This window comes from Akkermansiaceae bacterium (assembly GCA_017798145.1).
Taxonomy (GTDB): domain Bacteria; phylum Verrucomicrobiota; class Verrucomicrobiia; order Verrucomicrobiales; family Akkermansiaceae; genus Luteolibacter.
Genome location: CP059069.1, coordinates 914,906 through 932,594, shown reverse-complemented (window position 1 = coordinate 932,594; position 17,689 = coordinate 914,906). Strand labels below are relative to the sequence as shown.

Sequence of the window (17,689 nt, the reverse complement as noted above, 5' to 3'; positions counted from 1 at the left end):
TCATGAAAACATTATCCATCCTCACCGCGCTCGTTTGCGCCTCCGCCTGCCTCGCCCAGCAGGAGTTGCAAATGCGCTCGCTCTTCAACGGCAAGGATCTCACCGGCTGGAAGGGCGAGGGCTACATCGTCGAGGACGGAGCCATCGCCTGCACGGCCAAGGGGAAAAACCTCATCACCGAGGAAACCTTTTCCAACTACGTCCTGGACTTCGAGTTCAAGCTCACCCCCGGTGCCAACAACGGCCTGGGCATCCACTACCCCGGCCATGGCGACGGCGCATACACCGGCATGGAAATCCAGATCCTCGACAGCACGGATCCGAAATACAAGGATCTCAAGGACTACCAGTTCCACGCCGGGATCTACACCCTCCAGGCCGCCAAGCAGGGCTTCCTCAAGCCCATCGGCGAGTGGAACCTCCAGCGTGTGACCGTCAATGGCCCATCCGTCACCGTGGAGGTCAACGGCAACCTCGTCCTCACCGCAAACCTTGACGAGCTCTCTGCGAAAAACCCCAAGCACGAGGGCGTGAAACGCCGCTCCGGCCACATCGGCTGGATGGGCCACGGCGACAAGGTTTCCTTCCGCAACATCAACATCGGCGAGATCCCCCCGGCCGCCAACGAGGCCGGGGTAAAGGCCGCCGGTTTCACGAAAATCTTCGACGGAACCTCGCTGACCGGCTGGAAGCATGAGGACGGAATCGCCAACTGGACTGCCCACAACGGTATCCTCAAGCACAACGGCAAACCTGGCCCCACCAAGGATCTCTGGTCCGAGAAATCATACAAAGATGTTACCATCGTCCTCGACTGGAGATGGAGCGGCCGCGGCCCTATGAAAAACCAGCCAGTGGTCATGCCGGACGGCTCCCACAAAGGTACCGCAGAAATCGAGGAACTCGACAGCGGCATCTATCTGCGCGGCAACAGCAAGAGCCAGGTGAACCTGTGGAACTGGACGGTCGGCTCCGGCGAGGTCTATGGCTACCGGATGGACAACAATTCCTCTCCCGAGGTCAAGGCAGCCGTCACCCCGAACATGAAAGCCGACAAGCCGCCGGGCGAGTGGAACCGCACCATGATCACCATCAAGGGCGACCGCCTCAGCGTCCAGCTCAACGGCAAGACGGTCATCACCGATGCCCAGCTCCCAGGCGTCCCTGCCGAGGGCCCCATCGGCTTCCAGCACCACGGTTCTGCCATCGACTTCGCGAATGTCTGGATCAAGGAGCTCTGATAAGTTCACCCATTTAAAAAATTCCCCAGCCATGACCTCCTCCCAATCCTCCGCCGCCATCCGCCTTTCGGTGATGATGTTCCTCCAGTTCTTCATCTGGGGCGCATGGTTCGTGACCCTCTATCTCGTCCTGGATACCAACGGGCTCGGAGCTATCATCGGCGATTCCTACAGCACCGCACCCGTCGCGGCGATGATCGCACCGCTGTTCCTCGGCCTGGTGGCGGATCGGTTTTTCTCCTCGGAACGGGTCATGGGCGTGCTGTTCCTGATCGGCGGTGCGCTCATGCTGATGGTGCCCGGCGCCGTGGCGGATGGGAACGGCAGCCTCGTCTTCTGGCTCTTCACCGGCCACATGCTCTGCTACATGCCGACTCTCGGCCTGGGCAACACCATCGTCTTTTCCAACCTCCCGCAGGAGGTTTTCCCGAAAGTCCGCGTCTGGGGGACGATAGGCTGGATCGCGGCGGGTCTCGTCGCCGGATTCCTCGGCTGGTCTTCTAGCACCAACCTATTCTGGATGGCGGGCATCAGTTCCGTGGTGCTCGGGGTTTTCAGCTTCACCCTGCCGAACACGCCACCGCCATCCGCCGGGCAGCCCGTCAACATGCGCGGGCTTCTCATGCTGGATGCCTTCAGAATGCTCACCAAGCCGTCCTTCTTCGTGTTCATGCTTTGCTCCATGCTGATCTGCATCCCGCTCGGCTACTACTACGCGAACACCTCCGGTTTTCTCGCCAACATGGGCTTCGAGCAGGCCGCCTCCGCGATGAGCATAGGCCAGATGTCGGAAATTTTCTTCATGCTACTCGTGCCGTTTTTCTTCCGCAAGCTGGGCGTGAAATGGATGATCCTCATCGGCATGATGGCATGGGTGCTGCGCTACCTCCTCTTCGCCTTCGGCGCGCCGGAGCAGGTGGTCTGGATGCTCTTCGCAGGCATTGCGCTCCACGGCATCTGTTATGACTTCTTCTTCGTCACCGGCTTCATGTATGCGGATGGGGCTGCCCCAAAGGCGATACGCGGGCAGGTGCAGAGCATGCTGGTGTTCTTCACCCAAGGCGTTGGCATGTTCATCGGCTTCAAGGTCGCTGCGGCCATGCTCATTCCGGTGAAAGCTTCCTCCGGGGAGCTTGGTGGCGCCATCGCCGCAGCCCGTGGCGAGCAGACGCTGACCTTCGCCCAGCAGTTCGGGAAAATGTTCTCCGTGGACATCCCGGCTGCCGTGGATGGGGAACTCCTCACCAAGACATCCGAACTCTGGAAGGCTTATTGGCTGCTTCCCGCAGGCATGGCTGGCACCATCGCCGTTCTCTTCTTCCTCGCCTTCCGCGACAAGAGCGTGGACCCCGGCGATGCTTGAGTTGGTTTTGACCGCTCCGTAAGGCTGATCCGATTCGGGTCAGCCTTATTTTTTGGGTATTTTATGGGTTTCACGCACGAAAATCCGTTGAATTCATGAAATTGATCAAGAAATCTAAAATTTATTATCAAAAGACCTTTACAAATTTCCAAGAAAATGGCTAGTGGATCCTATCCCTTATGAAAACCAGCCAATACGCCAAGTTGTGCGCAGCCGCCCTAGCGGCTGTGCTAACATCCTGCTCTTCCCCATCACCCACCGTGTCCCGCATGCCGGTATCCGTTTCCTTGGGGAGCGATGCCTCGCTTTCGGCAGAGGTCTTTGCGGAGGTCAATTCCTACCGCGCCTCGAAGGGCAAAGCGGCGCTTCAGCGCCATGCCGGGCTCGACAAGCTCGCCCAACAGCATTGCGACCATCTCGCGAAAACCGCAGGAAGTTACGGGATTTATGGGAAAGACATCAGCCATGTCGGATTCGAGGGCAGGGCTGTCGTTGCGCGCCAGGCCTACAAGATCGACTCTCTCGGGGAGAACGTCGTTTCCTCCACAACTCATTCCGCGAAACACCTCGTGAAACTCTGGGCTGGGTCAAAAAGCCACGACCACAACATGAAAGCCGATTGGGCTCACACCGGCATTGCCACGGCGGTCACGGCCGATGGCAAGGTCATCTCCACCCAGCTCTTCGGCACCAACCCCAGCTCATCCCATCTGCTGCTCAAGCAGCGCATGAACCGCGATTGGTAAGCCGTGCCTGATTTCGCCTTCGAAGACACCCTCACCTCCCGCGGTTTTGCGCGGGTGGCCGGTGTCGATGAGGCAGGCCGCGGTCCCCTGGCCGGCCCGGTTGTGGCTGCGGCGGTCATCTTGCCGAGACCATTTTCCTGCCCATTCCTCAACGATTCCAAGAAACTCACCAAAAATCGCCGCGAGCTCCTCTATGGGGAAATCACCGGCAACCCCACCGTCATCTGGGCGGTGGGATTGGTCGGGCCGGAGGAGATCGATGCGATCAACATCCTCCGCGCCACCCACCGGGCGATGGGGCTTGCGCTTGCCGCCCTCTCGGAAAATCCGGACATCGCCCTGATCGACGGGCTGCCCGTAAAGGGGCTTTCCATGCCGCATGAGGCGCTTGTGAAGGGGGACGGGCTTTCCCTTTCCATCGCCGCCGCGAGCGTGATTGCGAAGGTGACAAGGGATCGCTTTATGGAGAGGATCGATTCCGAGTTTCCCGCGTATGGTTTCGCCAGGCACCAGGGCTATGGCACGCGGCAGCATCTCGAAGCACTACGCAAACATGGGCCTTGTCGCCATCATCGTCGCTCGTTTCAGCCGGTATCTCAACTCTCCCTACCGTTCGGGGACGGGGCCTAGCGGCGCACGCAAGTGGATGGGGGATTACGGCGAAAAGGTCGCCGCCGATTGGCTGCGGGCGCACAACTGCAAGGTGCTGGCGCGGAATTTCAAGGGTAGGAAAGGCGGTGAGGTGGACATCGTTGCGCGGGATGGCGGGCGCTTGCTTTTCACCGAGGTGAAGACGAGGAAAAAGGGCGGGGCCATGCGCGGCCTTGCGGCGGTGAACCGGAAAAAGAAAGCGCTCATCGAGCGCGGTGCGAACGAGTGGCTGCGCCGCCTGGGCACCAGGGAGGTGCCGTGGCGTTTCGATGTCATTGAGGTAGAGGTCTCCGAAGGTGAGAAGCCGGTGGTGAGGCGGATCGAGAATGTGTTCGGGAATTCGGATCGACTCGGAAAAAGGTGATGACGGCGATTCGGCCAGAGCCGCACGTTACCAGCACCTGTGGCAGGAAATGGCCGCCGCCCCCGAATCATTCGACGAGATGGAACTTGTCTGTGCGAAGCGGCATCGTCACCCTTTCGCAAATCGTCCGGCAATGACAATGATCGAAAAATCCATCCCCCCCCTCCTCATTGCATGCGCCTATGCTGCCTGTCTCAGCCAATTATCCTGCCAGCGAAAGAATCACTACGGATTCGATTCAGGTTTTGATGTCCGCCAACAGCTTGCGCCTGCGGAAAGCCCTGCCGAATGGATTGAGCGCCTCAAACTCGATCTTGTCCGCCAATCGTATTCACAGGATCTGCTCTCCCAGCTCTACTCTGAGCTTCCTCCCATGGACAAGTGGCCGGCGGTTTACGAATCCATCGATAAAATTGCAAACGATGGCCCTGCCTTGGAAAAAATGATGCAGACATCTTCCTCATGGAACAGTCCGAATCACATCGCCGAGCGCCTGCTTCTCTTTAGCGCCATGCTCAGGGATGATGCATCCGATCACGAGATCGCCGTGCGTGGCCTCGTTGATGGCAGTCAATCGGTGGGGTATCGGAAAGAGGAGACCCTCAAGGCCCTGCTTATGGTCAGCAAAAACCGGGATGCGACCCTCGGTTGGATCAAGGAAAACCAACAGTCACTGCTGGGTTCCTCGTCCGGCAGTTCCAGCATCAGGGAGCAGCCCAAGTCCGGTTGGCAGGTTGCACTCGCGGAAAACAGGGTGGGGGAAGGGATCGCTTTGCTTGAGGCGGCCATTTCCGCAGCCAATGATTCCGACAAGCCCGAGCTCCTGCAGAGGCTCCTCAAGCTGGGAATCATCCTGGGAAAAGAGCCTGTTGCCAGGAAGGCGACCAATGACATGCAAGCCCTACTACTCAAGGCCGCCACCTCCGACGAGTCGATTTCCAGCTATGCTTTCGGGGGCGTTTTCGACTTCCAGGCGACTCGCGGGGAGTGGCAGGAAATCGCCAGCTTTTTCGAGAAATATTCCGCAATCTGCCAGAAACGTGGTGATGGCCATAAGGACTTCGGTTTCGGCCAGATGGATGCCGGCCACGCAACCTACCTGACGGCACTCTGCCGTCTCAATAAGATCTCCGAGTTCCGTGGCATGATCGAAAAAGCCTTCGAACCCGGGGACGACAATGGGCGGAAATTTTTTGAGATGATGCAACATGCGACTCCCGGACAGCCTCCGCTTGGAATCCTCTACATGGACGCCCTCAAAGTGGCCAATGAGGACGAAAAAACCCTAGCATACTCCTTGAATCTGCTCGCCCGCAACCCCGGCAAGGATGCCTTTTACTCATACCTGATCGACCTCAGTCCGCAACGGGCTGAGGAGTTCATCAAATCCCTGCACACCTACGATCCCTACGAGGAAAGGCCCCTGATCTGGCTTGCGGAAATCGCGCGCCGCGCCGGCAACCTGGAACTCGCCCGGGAAACCATCGACCAAGCGATTGCCCTCGACCCGTCCGACGGAGATCAAGGCAAGGATACCCGGATGTTCTGCTACGAAGTGTTGGCGCGGATCGACGAGGATGCCGGGCTTACCGAGAAAGCCGGGTTTTTCCGTTCCGTCGTCGATTCCATTCGTCAGGGCGAGGCCGCAGACGATTTTCTCCATGCCGGGCTCATCAAGGAAGCGACTGACAGATACGATAAGGCGCTCGGCCAGTTCGAGGATGCCTACTGCCTTCAGTCACGCCTCGCAATGACCCTGGCCCGCAATGGGAAATTCGAGGAGGCCGTGAAGCATTTCAAAAAGGCCTTTGAACTCATGCCGGTAAGTTTCGGCCCCCGTGAGAGCCACTGCTTCGGCTGCGAAGGCCTCTTCGACGACCAGCGTGTCATCGACATTGCGCTGCCCCTGCTGGAGGCGTTCGAAAAGGAGAACCCGGAGAACCCGAGGACTCCGTATCTTCTCGGACTGATCCTCTCCGAAAGAAAGGAATTCCCCCAAGCAATCCTCGCCTACAGACGCGCCCTCAAGCTCGATCCCGACTACTTCAACGCAGCAAGAAACCTGCTGGCATTGCTGGAGAAAGATCCCGAAAACTTCACCGCTGCGGAGGAACTTCGCACCGAAATGTTCAAGTTCGCGCCCTACCCGGAGAAGCCCAACTATATACCCAAGCCGAACCTACTGCGTGCCTACTGGGTGCTCACCGAAAATTTTCCTCCCAGCCCGCTGGACTTGCCGCCACTCTCGCCAGGCGCTCCACCTGCGGAAACAGCCCAGTATGTCCGTAGCAAGGATTCCTATCTTACCCATTGGAATTACTGGGGGAAAGATGATGCCTTGGATGGCTGGACAGCCTCCGAGTTGCGCAAGCGGAATGAATTCCTGACCATCCTCGATCAGATCAGGTGACGCTCAAGGATGCTGTGGTGCCTGAGGATCTGCGGGATTAGGATAAGGAAAAGTTGTGAAGGGTGCTGGGCGCCGGCAGCTCGGGGTCGAAATATCGAAAACCGAAGGCAAAAAGGTGATTGCCAAGCATTCGTCCGCATGGTTGTTTCTCCGCCCGGTCGCAAGACCGTTTTCAGTGTGCGCGCGTGGCGGAATTGGTAGACGCGCTAGATTCAGGTTCTAGTACTCGCAAGGGTGTTCAGGTTCGAGTCCTGTCGCGCGCACCATTTTTTCCCAGGAGGGGGCTGTGATTCACGGTGGTCTGTCAGCGCGTTTTTTTTGACAAGCCGGTGGTCTCCGCGCTATCTCGCGGCTCGAAATTTCCCCTTTGAATCACATGAGCGCACCGACCACCGAAAAACACGTATTCCAGGCCGAGATCCAGAAGCTTCTCGATCTCGTCGTCCACTCGCTTTACACTGACAAGGAAATTTTCCTGCGTGAGCTGATCTCCAACGCCTCCGACTCGATGGAGAAAGTCCGGCACCTCGAAGGGACGGAAAAGGACATCAAGGATGCCGGCGAGGAGCTGAGCATCACGCTCCAGCTCGACAAGGAGGCGAAGACCATCACCCTGACCGACCGCGGCGTTGGCATGACCCATGACGAGCTCGTGCAGAACCTCGGGACGATCGCCCATTCCGGCACCAAGGCCTTCCTGGAGCAGCTCAAGGAAACAGGCGGTAGTCCGGCGGGGCTGATCGGGCAGTTTGGGGTAGGGTTCTACTCGGCCTTCATGGTCGCCGACAAGGTGGAGGTGTTCAGCCGTTCCTGGAAGCCGGGAGCGCAGAACCTGCGCTGGGAGAGCGACGGCAAGACCGGCTATGAGATCGAGGAGGTCGGCGAGCTGCCGCGCGGGGTGAAGATCGTGCTGCACCTCAACGATAAGAGCACGGATTTCACCGAGGAATACAAGGTCAAGGGGCTCATCGAGCGATACAGCAATTTTGTCGGATTCCCCATCCTGCTTGGCGGCAAGCGGATCAACGAAGTCGAGGCGCTATGGCTGAAAAACAAATCGGAAGTCACCGATGAGGAATACAAGGCCTTCTACCAGTTCGCCTGCAAGGGCTTCGACGAGCCGAGCTACCGCCTTCATTTCTCGGCCGATGCGCCGATCGCCATCAACGCCCTGATTTTCGCGCCCGGCGAGAACCCCGAGAAAATGGGCTTCGGGAAAGTGGATGGCGGCGTCGCCCTCTACTGCAAGAAGGTGCTCATCGACCCCGAGCCGAAAGGCTTGCTGCCGGAATGGCTGCGCTTCATGAAAGGCGTGGTCGATAGCGCGGATCTGCCGCTCAACATATCACGCGAGACCATGCAGGACAGCGCCCTGGTGAGGAAACTCAACGGCGTGATCAGCAAGCGGATCATCAGGATGTTCGAGAAGGAAGCGGAGTCCGATCCGGCGAAATACCGTGCGTTCTACGCGAAGTTCGAGCGCTTCTTCAAGGAGGGCATCGCCACCGATTACGCGAACAAGGACGCGCTGGCGAAGCTGCTCCGCTTCGAGACATCCATGACCGATGCCGGTGAAGTTTGCAGCCTCACGGATTACGCCGGTCGCATGAAAGACGGCCAGGAAACGATCTACTATCTCGTCGGCCAGAACCGCGACCAGATCGAGAGCGGCCCCTATGTGGAGGCGTTCAAGGCGCGGGGGCTGGAGGTGATCTATTTCACCGATGCGGTGGACGAGTATGTGGTCGATTCGCTCGGCGAATTCGACGGCAAGAAGCTCGCGTCGATCCGCCATGCGGGGGCTGAGCTTGGGGATCTCGATGCGGAGGGCGATGCCCTTTCCGCGGAGCAGGTAACCGCGCTCTGCGATTTCCTGAAAGAGCAGCTAGGCGACGGTGTGACCAAGGTCTCCAGCGGCAAGCGCTTGGTGGACAGCCCGGTCATCGCACTCGTGCCCGAGGACGGCATGTCCCCGCAGGTTCGCCAGATGATGAAGGCGATGGACGAGAATTTCAAAGACGAGGTCAAGGTGGAGCTGGAGATCAATCCCCGCCACACGCTCATCAAAAAACTCGCCGAAACCCGCGAGGGCAACCCGGAGATCGCCAAGCTCGTCGCCTCCCAGTTGCTCGACAACGCCCTGATCTCCGCCGGGCTTCTCGACGACGCCCGCGAGACCATACGCCGCATGAACTCCCTCATGGAAAAGGCCATGGGCTGAGGGTTTTCCCGCGATGTGGATAACTTGTGGAAAGTTGCCCGTGGCGCTTGTTCCCTGCGCTTTTGGGGAATCCCGTTTGTCGATTCATACCCATGTTCACTCAGGACTTGTTCGCAGTCATTGAGATGTGAATAAGATGTTGATATCTCTGTAACGGATTGAAAATAAAAGGATGGTGACGGTTCGAAAGGGTTTTCCTGAGCTGTTCGCAAGTTGTCCACATTCGGGTGGATGGTTTGTATGCGTGTTCTTTGCTTCCTGTGGGATGGATGGGAATCCCGGTTTCCGGCGTTTTCCCGACCCCGGAAGGTATGTGGATAACTTGTGGATGAGGTGAAGGAGGAGGGCGATCAAGCCGAACCAGCCCGGCCATCTCAAACCGATGCGGTGAGGTTCCGTTTGTCCTTGCTTCGCATGAGCCGCCGGGGAGAATCCGCCCCCGGCTGGCCGGGCCTACCTGCCATGAAACATTCCGATGAAACAACGAGAGCCAAAGGCTTTGCCGAAGTGGGCGAGGTGATCGCCGCGCATGGCAGCTTCATCATCATGAGCCATGTGCGCCCGGACGGGGATGCGATCGGTTCCCAGATCGCGCTGGGATTTTCTCTCATGGCGATGGGGAAAACCGTTTTCCTGGTGAACGAGGACGGAGTGCCGGAGAGCCTGGAGTTCCTGCGGGGATCGGAAAAGGTGAGCCGCCCGCCCGCAGAGCCGCTGGATGTGGATTGTGCGATCGCCCTCGACACGGCGACCAAGCCGAGGCTCGGCGATGCCACCCTGCACGCCGCATCCAAGGCGAAGCTCTGGCTGAACATAGACCATCACATTTCCAATCCCGCCTACGGAGATGTCAATGTCATCGATGCGGGCAGCCCGGCCACAGGCCAGATCGTCTATGACCTGATCAAGTCGCTCGGATACCCGCTGCCGGATGAGACAAGGGACTCGGTCTACGTCGCCGTCTCCACGGATACCGGTTCCTTCCAGTATGGTTCGACGACGGCCGCCACCTATGAGATGGCGGCAGACCTGATACGCCGTGGCCTGGACGTCGGGAAAATCAACGCAGACACCTACGACAACAGCCCTTTCCGCAAGATCGAGCTGATGCGCACCCTGCTCAATACGCTGGAGATTTCCGAAGACGGGAAACTCGCCCACTGGGAGCTGCGGGACGCCGTCCGGAAGGATCTGAATCTGAAGCCGGATGACAGCGAGGGTTTGATCGATCTGATACGCGGGGTGAAAGGCGTGCGTGTCGCCGCGTTCTTCGAGGAGCTGGAGGGCGGCAAGATCCGCGTATCCATGCGTTCCAAGGACAAGGGAGTGAATGTCTGCGAAGTCGCCTTGCAATTCGGTGGCGGAGGCCATGCACTCGCCGCAGGCATCCGCATGGCCGGGCCGCTGGAAGACGCGAAGACCAAGGTGCTCGCAGCCCTTTCCGAGGCTCTCGGGGCGGCGGCCTGATTTTTTTTTGATACGATGAGAAACAAACCGGAAGAATACACAGGGCCGAGCGGCGTGCTGCTCGTTGACAAGGCCCCGGACATGACCTCGCACGATGTGGTGGCCATCGCCAGGCGCGCGCTGAACACGAAAAAGATCGGCCACTGCGGCACACTCGATCCGATGGCGACGGGGCTGCTGATGCTGGTGATCGGACGAGCGACGAAGATCCAGGATCTGCTGATGAGCGAGGACAAGGTCTATGAGGGCACGCTGACCCTCGGTGAGCGCACCAGCACCCAGGACAGGCAGGGCGAGGTTCTCGAAACGCGGGAGGTGGGCGATTACACGGAGGCGGAGATCAAGGCTGCGTTCGATGCGTTCACCGGTGACTTCGAGCAGATGCCACCCATGGTTTCCGCGATCAAGATGGACGGAGTGCCACTCTACAAGCTCGCCCGCAAGGGGCAGGAAGTGGAGCGCAAACTGCGCCCCGTGCGTGTCACCGGCTATGAGGTGAGGCGCATCGCGCTTCCGGAGATCGACTTCCGTGTGGATTGTTCCAAGGGCTTTTACGTAAGGACATACGCAAACGACATCGGCGAGAAGCTCGGCTGCGGCGCCCACCTGAGCGCGTTGCGCCGGACCAATTCCGGAAAATTCACGCTGGATCGCTCCGTGACGGTCGCACAGCTCAAGGAGGCCGATCCGGAGGTGCTGATGAAGGCACTGATATCGCTCGCTGAGATCTCGCTGATGAGGGGGGCGTGAAAAGCCATGCAAACCCGCATCGATAAGCTTGGGGATCTGGCGGGGATTGAAGGCCCGCTGCATCTGGCGCTTGGGGTTTTCGATGGGGTTCATGCCGGGCACCAGGCGGTGATTTCGCGTGCCGTGGAGGCTGCCCGCGAGGGTGGCGGGAAATCGTTTGTGGTGACATTCTCGCCGCACCCCATCCGGGTGATCGCGCCGGGCAAAGCACCGGCCTCGCTGCTGGCCACGCTGGATGACAAGGCGGAGGTGCTGGGGGCGCTGGGTGTGGACGGGCTGCTGGTCATCCGCTTCGACGAGGAGTTCGCGAAGACGTCCGCAGAGCATTTCGTGAGAGGCATCTGTGCGGGGAATGTGGCCACGATCGCGGTCGGAGAGGATTGGCGCTTCGGTAGCAAGCGGCTCGGTGATGTGGAGATGCTGCGCCGCATGGGTGGGGAATTGGGTTTCAAGCTTGAGGCGGTGGCACCCGTCATGTGGGATGGCGAACGAATCAGCAGCACCCGCATCCGCCAAGCGGTGCGCGATGGGAATTTCGATGCGGTCGAAACAATGCTGGGGCGTCCTTATGAGGTGTCGGGTATGGTCATCGAGGGGAGAAAGCTCGGCAGGGGGCTGGGTTTCCCGACAGCGAACATCAGTGTGGGCGATCAGCAGCTGCCCCGGGACGGCGTCTGGGCGGTGGAGTGCGGAGGGCTCCGCGGGGTGGCGAACCTTGGGGTCAGGCCGACCGTAGGCGGCGGCGAGCGGCTGCTGGAAGTGCATCTTTTCGGGTTTTCCGGTGATCTTTATGGGAGCGTTCTGAAAGTTCGTTTTGGGAAATTTCTGCGCGAAGAGAGGAAATTCGCGTCGGTCGATGAGCTGCGTGCACAGATTGCGCTGGATGTCGCGGCGGCGAGGTGATCTCAGCGGTGGTGGGGCGGACCGGGCAGGATCGGCGCTACCGGACGGATGGCACTTGCCATGAGGGCTTCGTGGGTTTTCGCTCCTCTGGATGAAAGCGCGATTGATCGGTATCCTCGGTTTGCTCGGGCTGATCGTCGCGCTGCCGCTGGTGATGAAACGGGAGAGCGAAACGGCATCGCCCGCATCCGCCGATGACAGCCTGGTGATCCTTTCCCCGCACAATGAATCGATACGCAAGGAGTATGGCGAGGCCTTCGCTGCTTGGTGGAAGAAGGAAAGGGGGCGCTCGATCTATGTCGATTGGCGGACGCCGGGCGGGACTTCCGAGATACGCATGGTGATCGATGCGGGTTTCAAGGCGGCTGAGGAGACGGGACGAGACGGGATAGGAGTGGATCTGTTTTTCGGAGGGGGAGAGCCGGATTTCGCGGGTCAGGCGAAACTCGGCAGATTTGTTCCGCTGGATGTCTTTTCAGATCAACCGGAGCTGTTCGGGGCGAATGGCGTGATTCCAGAAGTGTACACCGGTGAGAGATATTACGCGGAGGACGGGGTATGGGTTGGGACCTGCATGTCGCAGTTCGGTATCTGCTACAATCCGGATTTCCTGGAACGGCTTGGGATTTCCGCCCCTAAGGAGTGGCGGGATCTGGGGGATGAGAGGTATGCGGGCAGCCTGGCACTGGCGGATCCGACGAAGAGCGGATCGGTGGCGCGGACGTTTGAGCTATTGGTCCAGGGCGAGATGCAGAAATCCATGGTGGCAGGGAGGACTGCCGAGGAGGGCTGGGAAGGAGGGTTGCGGTTGATCCAGCGCATGGCCGCAAACGCCCGCTACTTCACCGACAGTGCATCGAAGATCCCGCACGATGTGGGGCAGGGGAATGCGGCGGCGGGGATGTGCATCGATTTCTATGGCAGAAGCTATGCGGATGAACTCATGACGAAGGATGGCAAGCCAAGGGTCGTATGGATCGCCCCCAAGGGCGGGACGACAATGAGCGCGGATCCCATCGCGGTGCTTAAAGGCGCCCCGAATGGGGAGATTGCGCAGGAATTCGTGAAATTCTGCCTCAGCCGTGAGGCGCAGCGGCTGTGGTTCCAGAAACCCGGCACCGCAGGCGGCCCCTTGGAGCGCGCCCTCCACCGCACGCCGATACGACGCGATATGTATGTGTCCGATATCCTGCCCTTGACAACGATGCCCACTGGCAATCCGTATGAGGACGATGGCAATTTCACCTACGACCGCGCCCTGACGGGCAGGGTGTTCAACACCTTGCGGCAGCTGGTGAAGGCGATGTGCATCGACTCCCACGAGGAGATGAAGCTGGCGTGGCAGGCGATCATTGCGGCGGGGATGCCGGAGGATGCGCTGGCCGTTTTCCTTGATGTTTCCATGGTCTCTTACTCCATCTCCGGTCAGGGCGATCCGGGACTTGATAGCAGGGACTCCATGGTGCAGGCACAGCGGATGCAGGAGCTTGGCGAGGCATTCCGTGCAAACTACCGCAAGGCGCGGGACATGGCGGAGGCATCTGCGGGCAGGTGAGGCACCCAGTCGCTTGATGTTTCAACCGAGAAAGCGAGGGCGCGCAAGCCGGGCCCTGGCGCTTTCACGGTAACGATCGCAGCGGATCAATCCGCTTTCATGGTTTCTGCGGCGAGGGTGGTGGCCAACACGTCCTTGCGGAGGTTGCCGCCCTTGCGCGAAGACCACCAGAGGACGATTGGTGCGGCGACGAAGATCGAGGAATATGTTCCGATGCCGAGTCCCACGAGGATGGTCATGGAGAAATCGCGCAGCGCTGCGCCGCCGAAGATTGCCAGGATGATGACCGTGAAGATCGTGGTCGATGAGGTCAGGATGGTGCGAGAGAGGGTCTGGTTGATCGCATCATTCATCACGTCGCGGATTTCGCCGGTGCGAATGAGGACGGTTTCGCGGATGCGGTCGAAGACGATGATGGTGTCGTTGATGGAGTAGCCGGCGATGGTCAGGATGGCCGCGACATGGATTTGGGTGAGCTGCTCGCCGATCAGGACGACCACACCTACCGCGATGAGTATGTCGTGGAGGACGGCGACGATCGCGCCTACGGCGAAGGAGAACTCGAAGCGCAACACGATGTAGGCGAAGATGCCGATGATGCCGACGCTCAGGGCGATGATGGCCTCCCTGAGGAAACTCCCCCCGAGCGATGCGGAAACCTCCTCGATGGAGGGGTCTGCGATGAGGTGCTTGCCGTCATCCCCCATTTCGGCAAGGAGGGGCATTTCCGAGCGGAGTGCCGCGATGATCTTGTCGGTATCCGCGCTGTCGGCACGCACGGTGAGGAGGTTGCCGCTGCCGGGGATGACCTGCTCCTGTGGGAAAGCCTGGCGGGTCAGATCGGCGGTTTGCAGCGCGGCGTTGACCTCATCGAGTGGCACTTCCTTGTCGCCGATCTGGAAGGTGATCACGGTGCCGCCGGTGAAGTCGATGCCAAGTGCGGCATCCCGTTTCACCGCGAAAGTCGCGATGGAGACGGCGAAAAGAATGCCGGAAAAGACAGCGCAGGCCTTGGCTTTGCCGAGGAAATCGAAGTTCGCAGACTTGATCAGGTTGAGGAAGGAGAGCTTTCGGAGCAGGCCTGTGTCGATGCCCCAGCGGAAAAGGACGCGGGTGCCGAGGATGGCGGAGAACATCGAGGCGACCAGGCCGATGGTGAGCGTGATGGCGAAGCCCTTGATGCTTCCGCTGGCCATGGCGATGAGGATGATGCAGGCGATCAGGGTGGTGAGGTTCGCATCGAGGATGGAGGAAAAGGCTTTCTCGTAGGCTGTGCTAATGGCGTTCTTGAGGGATTTCCCGTTTTCGATTTCCTCGCGCAGCCGTTCGTAGATGATCACGTTCGCATCCACGGCCATGCCGATGGTGAGGATGAGGCCGGCGATGCCGGGAAGGGAGAAGGTGAAGCCGAACATGGCCATCACGCCGAAAAGTATGATGGAGTTGATGAGAAGGGCCACCAGGGCGACAAGGCCGGCGACGCGGTAATAGATGAAGATGAACAGGGCGGTGGCGGCGAGTCCCGCAAGACCGGAGAAAATGCCCTGTTTCACGAAGGCGGATCCGAGGGTGGGCGAGACCCTGCTTTCCTGCTCGACCACGAGAGGGTTCTCCAGGGGATTCATCAGGGCGTTGGCGAGGGTCTTGGTCTCGCCGGGTTTGTCCAGGCCGTTGATTACGAAGTTCTTGCCGAGAGGGACGCTCTGCACGACCGGGGCGCTGAGCACGACCCCATCAAGGACGATGGCGATGCGGTCGATGTTCGGGCGCATGTTCTGCGTGAGGGCAATCATCTTGTCGGTGCCCTCGCCGTTGAGGGTGATGTCCACGGCATCGGAACGGGAAGGGGAGGGGGTGGCGAAAACGATGTCCGAGCCACCCAGGGCGGCGCGGCGGTTCAGCAGGATGGGGGTGGTGAACTCATTGCCATCGTCGTCCTTTTGGGTGAGTTCGTAGGCGCGGTAGCCCGGGACGATCTCATCCCCGTCAAGGACGCGCTGGGCAAGGGGTTTCCCATCGGCGCCGGGTTCCGAGTTCCTCGGGGAAACTTCCCGCAGTTCGAGTTTTGCGACGGTTTCCAGGGTCTTGCGGATTTCCTCTGATTCCTCGGTTTCCACGCCGGGCATCTGGACAAGGATGCCGTCATCGCCCTGGCGGGTGATGAGGGGTTCGGTCTTCCCCATGGGATCGAGGCGCCCGCCGATGACGCGCATCGCCTCCTCGACCTGTTCGGTGGTAACCGGCATTTTTTCTCCCTGCTCGTTTTCCTTTGGCTGGATGCGGAGGTGGAAGGATGATCCGCCGACGATGTCGATGCCGCCCTTGAGTCCGGACTCATAGACGGCAAGCGAGCATAGCGCGGCGATACCGATGATGAGGAGGGTTCCGACGTTCCGTTTCCTGCGCTCGATTTCCGTGGCGAAATACCAGAAGAACAGGAACAGGAGTGTGATGCCTGTGAGGAATAGGACGAGCGGATCCTTGAAAAAGACGATGGCGAGCATGGGGTGAGTTTTCTGGATGGAAGGTTTCAGTTTTCAGGCCGGAAAACGCTTAGGCTTCCTTGGATTCCTTTTTGGTGACGGATGCGATGGCGGCCTTGTCGAACTCAAGGATGGTTCCTTCCGCGACTTTCACCATGACGGTGTTTTCCTTTACGTTGTGGACGATGCCGTGGAGGCCTGCCGTGGTGATGACCTTTGCGCCGCTGGCGAGGGACGCGATGCGTGCCGCCTGCTCCTTGCGCTGGCGCTGCTGGGGGCGGATGAGCAGGAAATAGAACATCACCACCATGAGGATGGGGAGCATCATGCCGCTGCCGAGGAAGCCCTGGAGTCCGCCGGGTGCGGGTTGGCCTGCTGCGGCGAGGATGTTGGGTAGTGAAATCATGGTTCGGTATGGTTGGCGTTGTAGCGTTTGGTGAATTGTTCCTTGAAGGCGGAGTATGTGCCCGCCCCGATGGCCAGGCGCGCCTGACTTGTGAGGGACAGGTAGAAATGCAGATTGTGGAAGGAAAGCAACCGTAAAGCGAGGATTTCGCCCGCCCGGAAGAGGTGCCGGATGTAGGATCGGGAAAACCTCGCGACGTGCGGGTGGCTCGATTCGCAGAGCGGTCGCGGGTCGGTGGCGTGTACGAGGTTCTTGATGTGGATGGGGCCGTCCAGGGTGAAGGCGACCCCGTGGCGGGCGATCCGCGTCGGCATGACACAATCGAACATATCCACGCCGCGTCCGATCATTTCCAGGATCTGCGGTGGTGTGCCAAGGCCCATGGCGTAGCGGGGCTTGTCGGCGGGGAGGAAAGGGACGGTGTTGTCGATGGCGCGGAACATCTCCTCCTCCGGTTCGCCGACGGAGACGCCGCCGATCGCATAGCCGTCGAAGCCGAGCGCGACGAGTTCCTTGGCGGATCGCTCGCGGAGGTGGGCGTAGATGGAGCCTTGGACGATGCCGAAGTGGTGCTGCGGTTTCCCGGCGGTGAGCGGCTGGTTTGCCGAAACCCAATCCTTGCAGCGCTTCGCCCAGCGGGTGGTCAGGGAGAGGGATTTTTCAGCATAGATCTCATCGCAGGGGTAGGGCGGGCATTCGTCGAAGAGCATGGCGATGTCCGAGCCGAGGGCGGCCTGGATGTCCATGGAAAGCTCGGGGGTGAGCATCATTTTCGAGCCGTCGAGGTGGGATTGGAAACGGACGCCCTCCTCGGTGATCTTGCGCATCTTGGCGAGTGACCATACCTGGAAACCGCCTGAGTCGGTGAGCATGGGCTTCTGCCAGGTGGTGAAATCGTGGAGGCCGCCCATCTGGCGGATCAGCTCGTGGCCGGGGCGGAGCCAGAGATGGTAGGTGTTCCCGAGTATGATCTGGGCACCGAGTTCCTCCAGCTCGGCGGGATGGAGGGTCTTTACGGATCCCTGGGTGCCGACGGGCATGAAAACAGGGGTTTTCACCTCGCCGTGTGGGAGTGTCAGTGTCCCGGCGCGGGCGGAGCCGTCGGTGGCTTGGAGAACGAAGGGCATCC

General features: G+C 59.8%; 14 protein-coding genes, 1 tRNA gene and 1 pseudogene. 13 read left to right on the top strand and 3 right to left on the bottom strand.

The annotated features are described in order from the left end of the window. The first annotated feature begins 2 nt into the window (after window positions 1-2). The 13 genes and pseudogenes from HZ994_03965 to HZ994_03905 all read left to right on the top strand — a co-directional run bounded on the left by HZ994_03965 (window position 3) and on the right by HZ994_03905 (window position 13,671). Window positions 3-611 (top strand): annotated as a pseudogene (locus HZ994_03965) (DUF1080 domain-containing protein). Further along, complete coding sequence (locus HZ994_03960) at window positions 561-1,241, top strand: DUF1080 domain-containing protein (protein ID QTN34309.1); 681 nt, start codon at window positions 561-563, stop codon at window positions 1,239-1,241. Before HZ994_03965 ends, HZ994_03960 begins: the two are co-directional and overlap by 51 nt. Further along, the gene (locus HZ994_03955) at window positions 1,219-2,604 is read left to right on the top strand and encodes an MFS transporter (protein ID QTN31516.1); all 1,386 of its coding nucleotides are present in this window, start codon (window positions 1,219-1,221) and stop codon (window positions 2,602-2,604) included. Before HZ994_03960 ends, HZ994_03955 begins: the two co-directional genes overlap by 23 nt. A gap of 260 nt (window positions 2,605-2,864) precedes the next feature. Further along, entirely contained in the window at window positions 2,865-3,350 is a 486-nt protein-coding gene (locus HZ994_03950) for a CAP domain-containing protein (protein QTN31515.1), read from the top strand. A 3-nt stretch (window positions 3,351-3,353) separates the two neighbouring features. Then, window positions 3,354-3,980: a ribonuclease HII gene (locus HZ994_03945; GenBank protein QTN31514.1), complete on the top strand. Its 627-nt coding sequence runs from the start codon at window positions 3,354-3,356 to the stop codon at window positions 3,978-3,980. Window positions 3,981-3,996: 16 nt separating this feature from the next. Beyond that, on the top strand, window positions 3,997-4,365 hold the full coding sequence (locus HZ994_03940) for a YraN family protein (protein ID QTN31513.1): 369 nt from the start codon (window positions 3,997-3,999) through the stop codon (window positions 4,363-4,365). A 133-nt stretch (window positions 4,366-4,498) separates the two neighbouring features. Continuing rightward, window positions 4,499-6,775: a tetratricopeptide repeat protein gene (locus HZ994_03935; GenBank protein QTN31512.1), complete on the top strand. Its 2,277-nt coding sequence runs from the start codon at window positions 4,499-4,501 to the stop codon at window positions 6,773-6,775. A gap of 179 nt (window positions 6,776-6,954) precedes the next feature. Further along, window positions 6,955-7,041, top strand: a tRNA-Leu gene (locus HZ994_03930). A 110-nt stretch (window positions 7,042-7,151) separates the two neighbouring features. Then, window positions 7,152-8,996: a molecular chaperone HtpG gene (htpG, locus tag HZ994_03925; protein ID QTN31511.1), complete on the top strand. Its 1,845-nt coding sequence runs from the start codon at window positions 7,152-7,154 to the stop codon at window positions 8,994-8,996. A gap of 462 nt (window positions 8,997-9,458) precedes the next feature. After that, window positions 9,459-10,463: a DHH family phosphoesterase gene (locus HZ994_03920; protein QTN31510.1), complete on the top strand. Its 1,005-nt coding sequence runs from the start codon at window positions 9,459-9,461 to the stop codon at window positions 10,461-10,463. Between the two features lie 15 nt (window positions 10,464-10,478). After that, window positions 10,479-11,213 carry a tRNA pseudouridine(55) synthase TruB gene (gene truB, locus HZ994_03915; protein ID QTN31509.1) on the top strand — a complete coding sequence of 245 codons (735 nt, stop codon included), beginning with the start codon at window positions 10,479-10,481 and terminating at the stop codon, window positions 11,211-11,213. A gap of 6 nt (window positions 11,214-11,219) precedes the next feature. Further along, a complete protein-coding gene (ribF, locus tag HZ994_03910; GenBank protein ID QTN31508.1) occupies window positions 11,220-12,116 on the top strand; it encodes a riboflavin biosynthesis protein RibF in 897 nt (298 codons plus the stop codon). A 91-nt stretch (window positions 12,117-12,207) separates the two neighbouring features. Next, complete coding sequence (locus HZ994_03905; GenBank protein ID QTN31507.1) at window positions 12,208-13,671, top strand: extracellular solute-binding protein; 1,464 nt, start codon at window positions 12,208-12,210, stop codon at window positions 13,669-13,671. An 86-nt stretch (window positions 13,672-13,757) separates the two neighbouring features. Here HZ994_03905 and secD read toward each other — a convergent pair whose 3' ends face one another. The 3 genes from secD to tgt are packed head-to-tail and all read right to left on the bottom strand — an operon-like array spanning window position 13,758 to window position 17,687. Beyond that, the gene (gene secD / locus HZ994_03900) at window positions 13,758-16,175 is read right to left on the bottom strand and encodes a protein translocase subunit SecD (GenBank protein ID QTN31506.1); all 2,418 of its coding nucleotides are present in this window, start codon (window positions 16,173-16,175) and stop codon (window positions 13,758-13,760) included. A 49-nt stretch (window positions 16,176-16,224) separates the two neighbouring features. Beyond that, window positions 16,225-16,560 carry a preprotein translocase subunit YajC gene (gene yajC, locus HZ994_03895; GenBank protein ID QTN31505.1) on the bottom strand — a complete coding sequence of 112 codons (336 nt, stop codon included), beginning with the start codon at window positions 16,558-16,560 and terminating at the stop codon, window positions 16,225-16,227. Then, complete coding sequence (tgt, locus tag HZ994_03890; protein ID QTN31504.1) at window positions 16,557-17,687, bottom strand: tRNA guanosine(34) transglycosylase Tgt; 1,131 nt, start codon at window positions 17,685-17,687, stop codon at window positions 16,557-16,559. The genes yajC and tgt overlap by 4 nt, the downstream gene beginning before the upstream one ends. Window positions 17,688-17,689 lie beyond the last annotated feature (2 nt).

Bases quoted from the DNA above. Each gene is read 5' to 3' on its own strand.
- HZ994_03960 (QTN34309.1), top strand. From the start codon at position 561: ATGGGCCACGGCGACAAGGTTTCCTTCCGCAACATCAACATCGGCGAG.
- HZ994_03905 (QTN31507.1), top strand. From the start codon at position 12,208: ATGAAAGCGCGATTGATCGGTATCCTCGGTTTGCTCGGGCTGATCGTC.
- truB (QTN31509.1), top strand. From the start codon at position 10,479: ATGAGAAACAAACCGGAAGAATACACAGGGCCGAGCGGCGTGCTGCTC.
- tgt (QTN31504.1), bottom strand. From the start codon at position 17,687: ATGCCCTTCGTTCTCCAAGCCACCGACGGCTCCGCCCGCGCCGGGACA.
- ribF (QTN31508.1), top strand. From the start codon at position 11,220: ATGCAAACCCGCATCGATAAGCTTGGGGATCTGGCGGGGATTGAAGGC.
- htpG (QTN31511.1), top strand. From the start codon at position 7,152: ATGAGCGCACCGACCACCGAAAAACACGTATTCCAGGCCGAGATCCAG.
- HZ994_03935 (QTN31512.1), top strand. From the start codon at position 4,499: ATGACAATGATCGAAAAATCCATCCCCCCCCTCCTCATTGCATGCGCC.
- HZ994_03955 (QTN31516.1), top strand. From the start codon at position 1,219: ATGTCTGGATCAAGGAGCTCTGATAAGTTCACCCATTTAAAAAATTCC.
- HZ994_03920 (QTN31510.1), top strand. From the start codon at position 9,459: ATGAAACATTCCGATGAAACAACGAGAGCCAAAGGCTTTGCCGAAGTG.
- secD (QTN31506.1), bottom strand. From the start codon at position 16,175: ATGCTCGCCATCGTCTTTTTCAAGGATCCGCTCGTCCTATTCCTCACA.
- HZ994_03940 (QTN31513.1), top strand. From the start codon at position 3,997: ATGGGGGATTACGGCGAAAAGGTCGCCGCCGATTGGCTGCGGGCGCAC.
- yajC (QTN31505.1), bottom strand. From the start codon at position 16,560: ATGATTTCACTACCCAACATCCTCGCCGCAGCAGGCCAACCCGCACCC.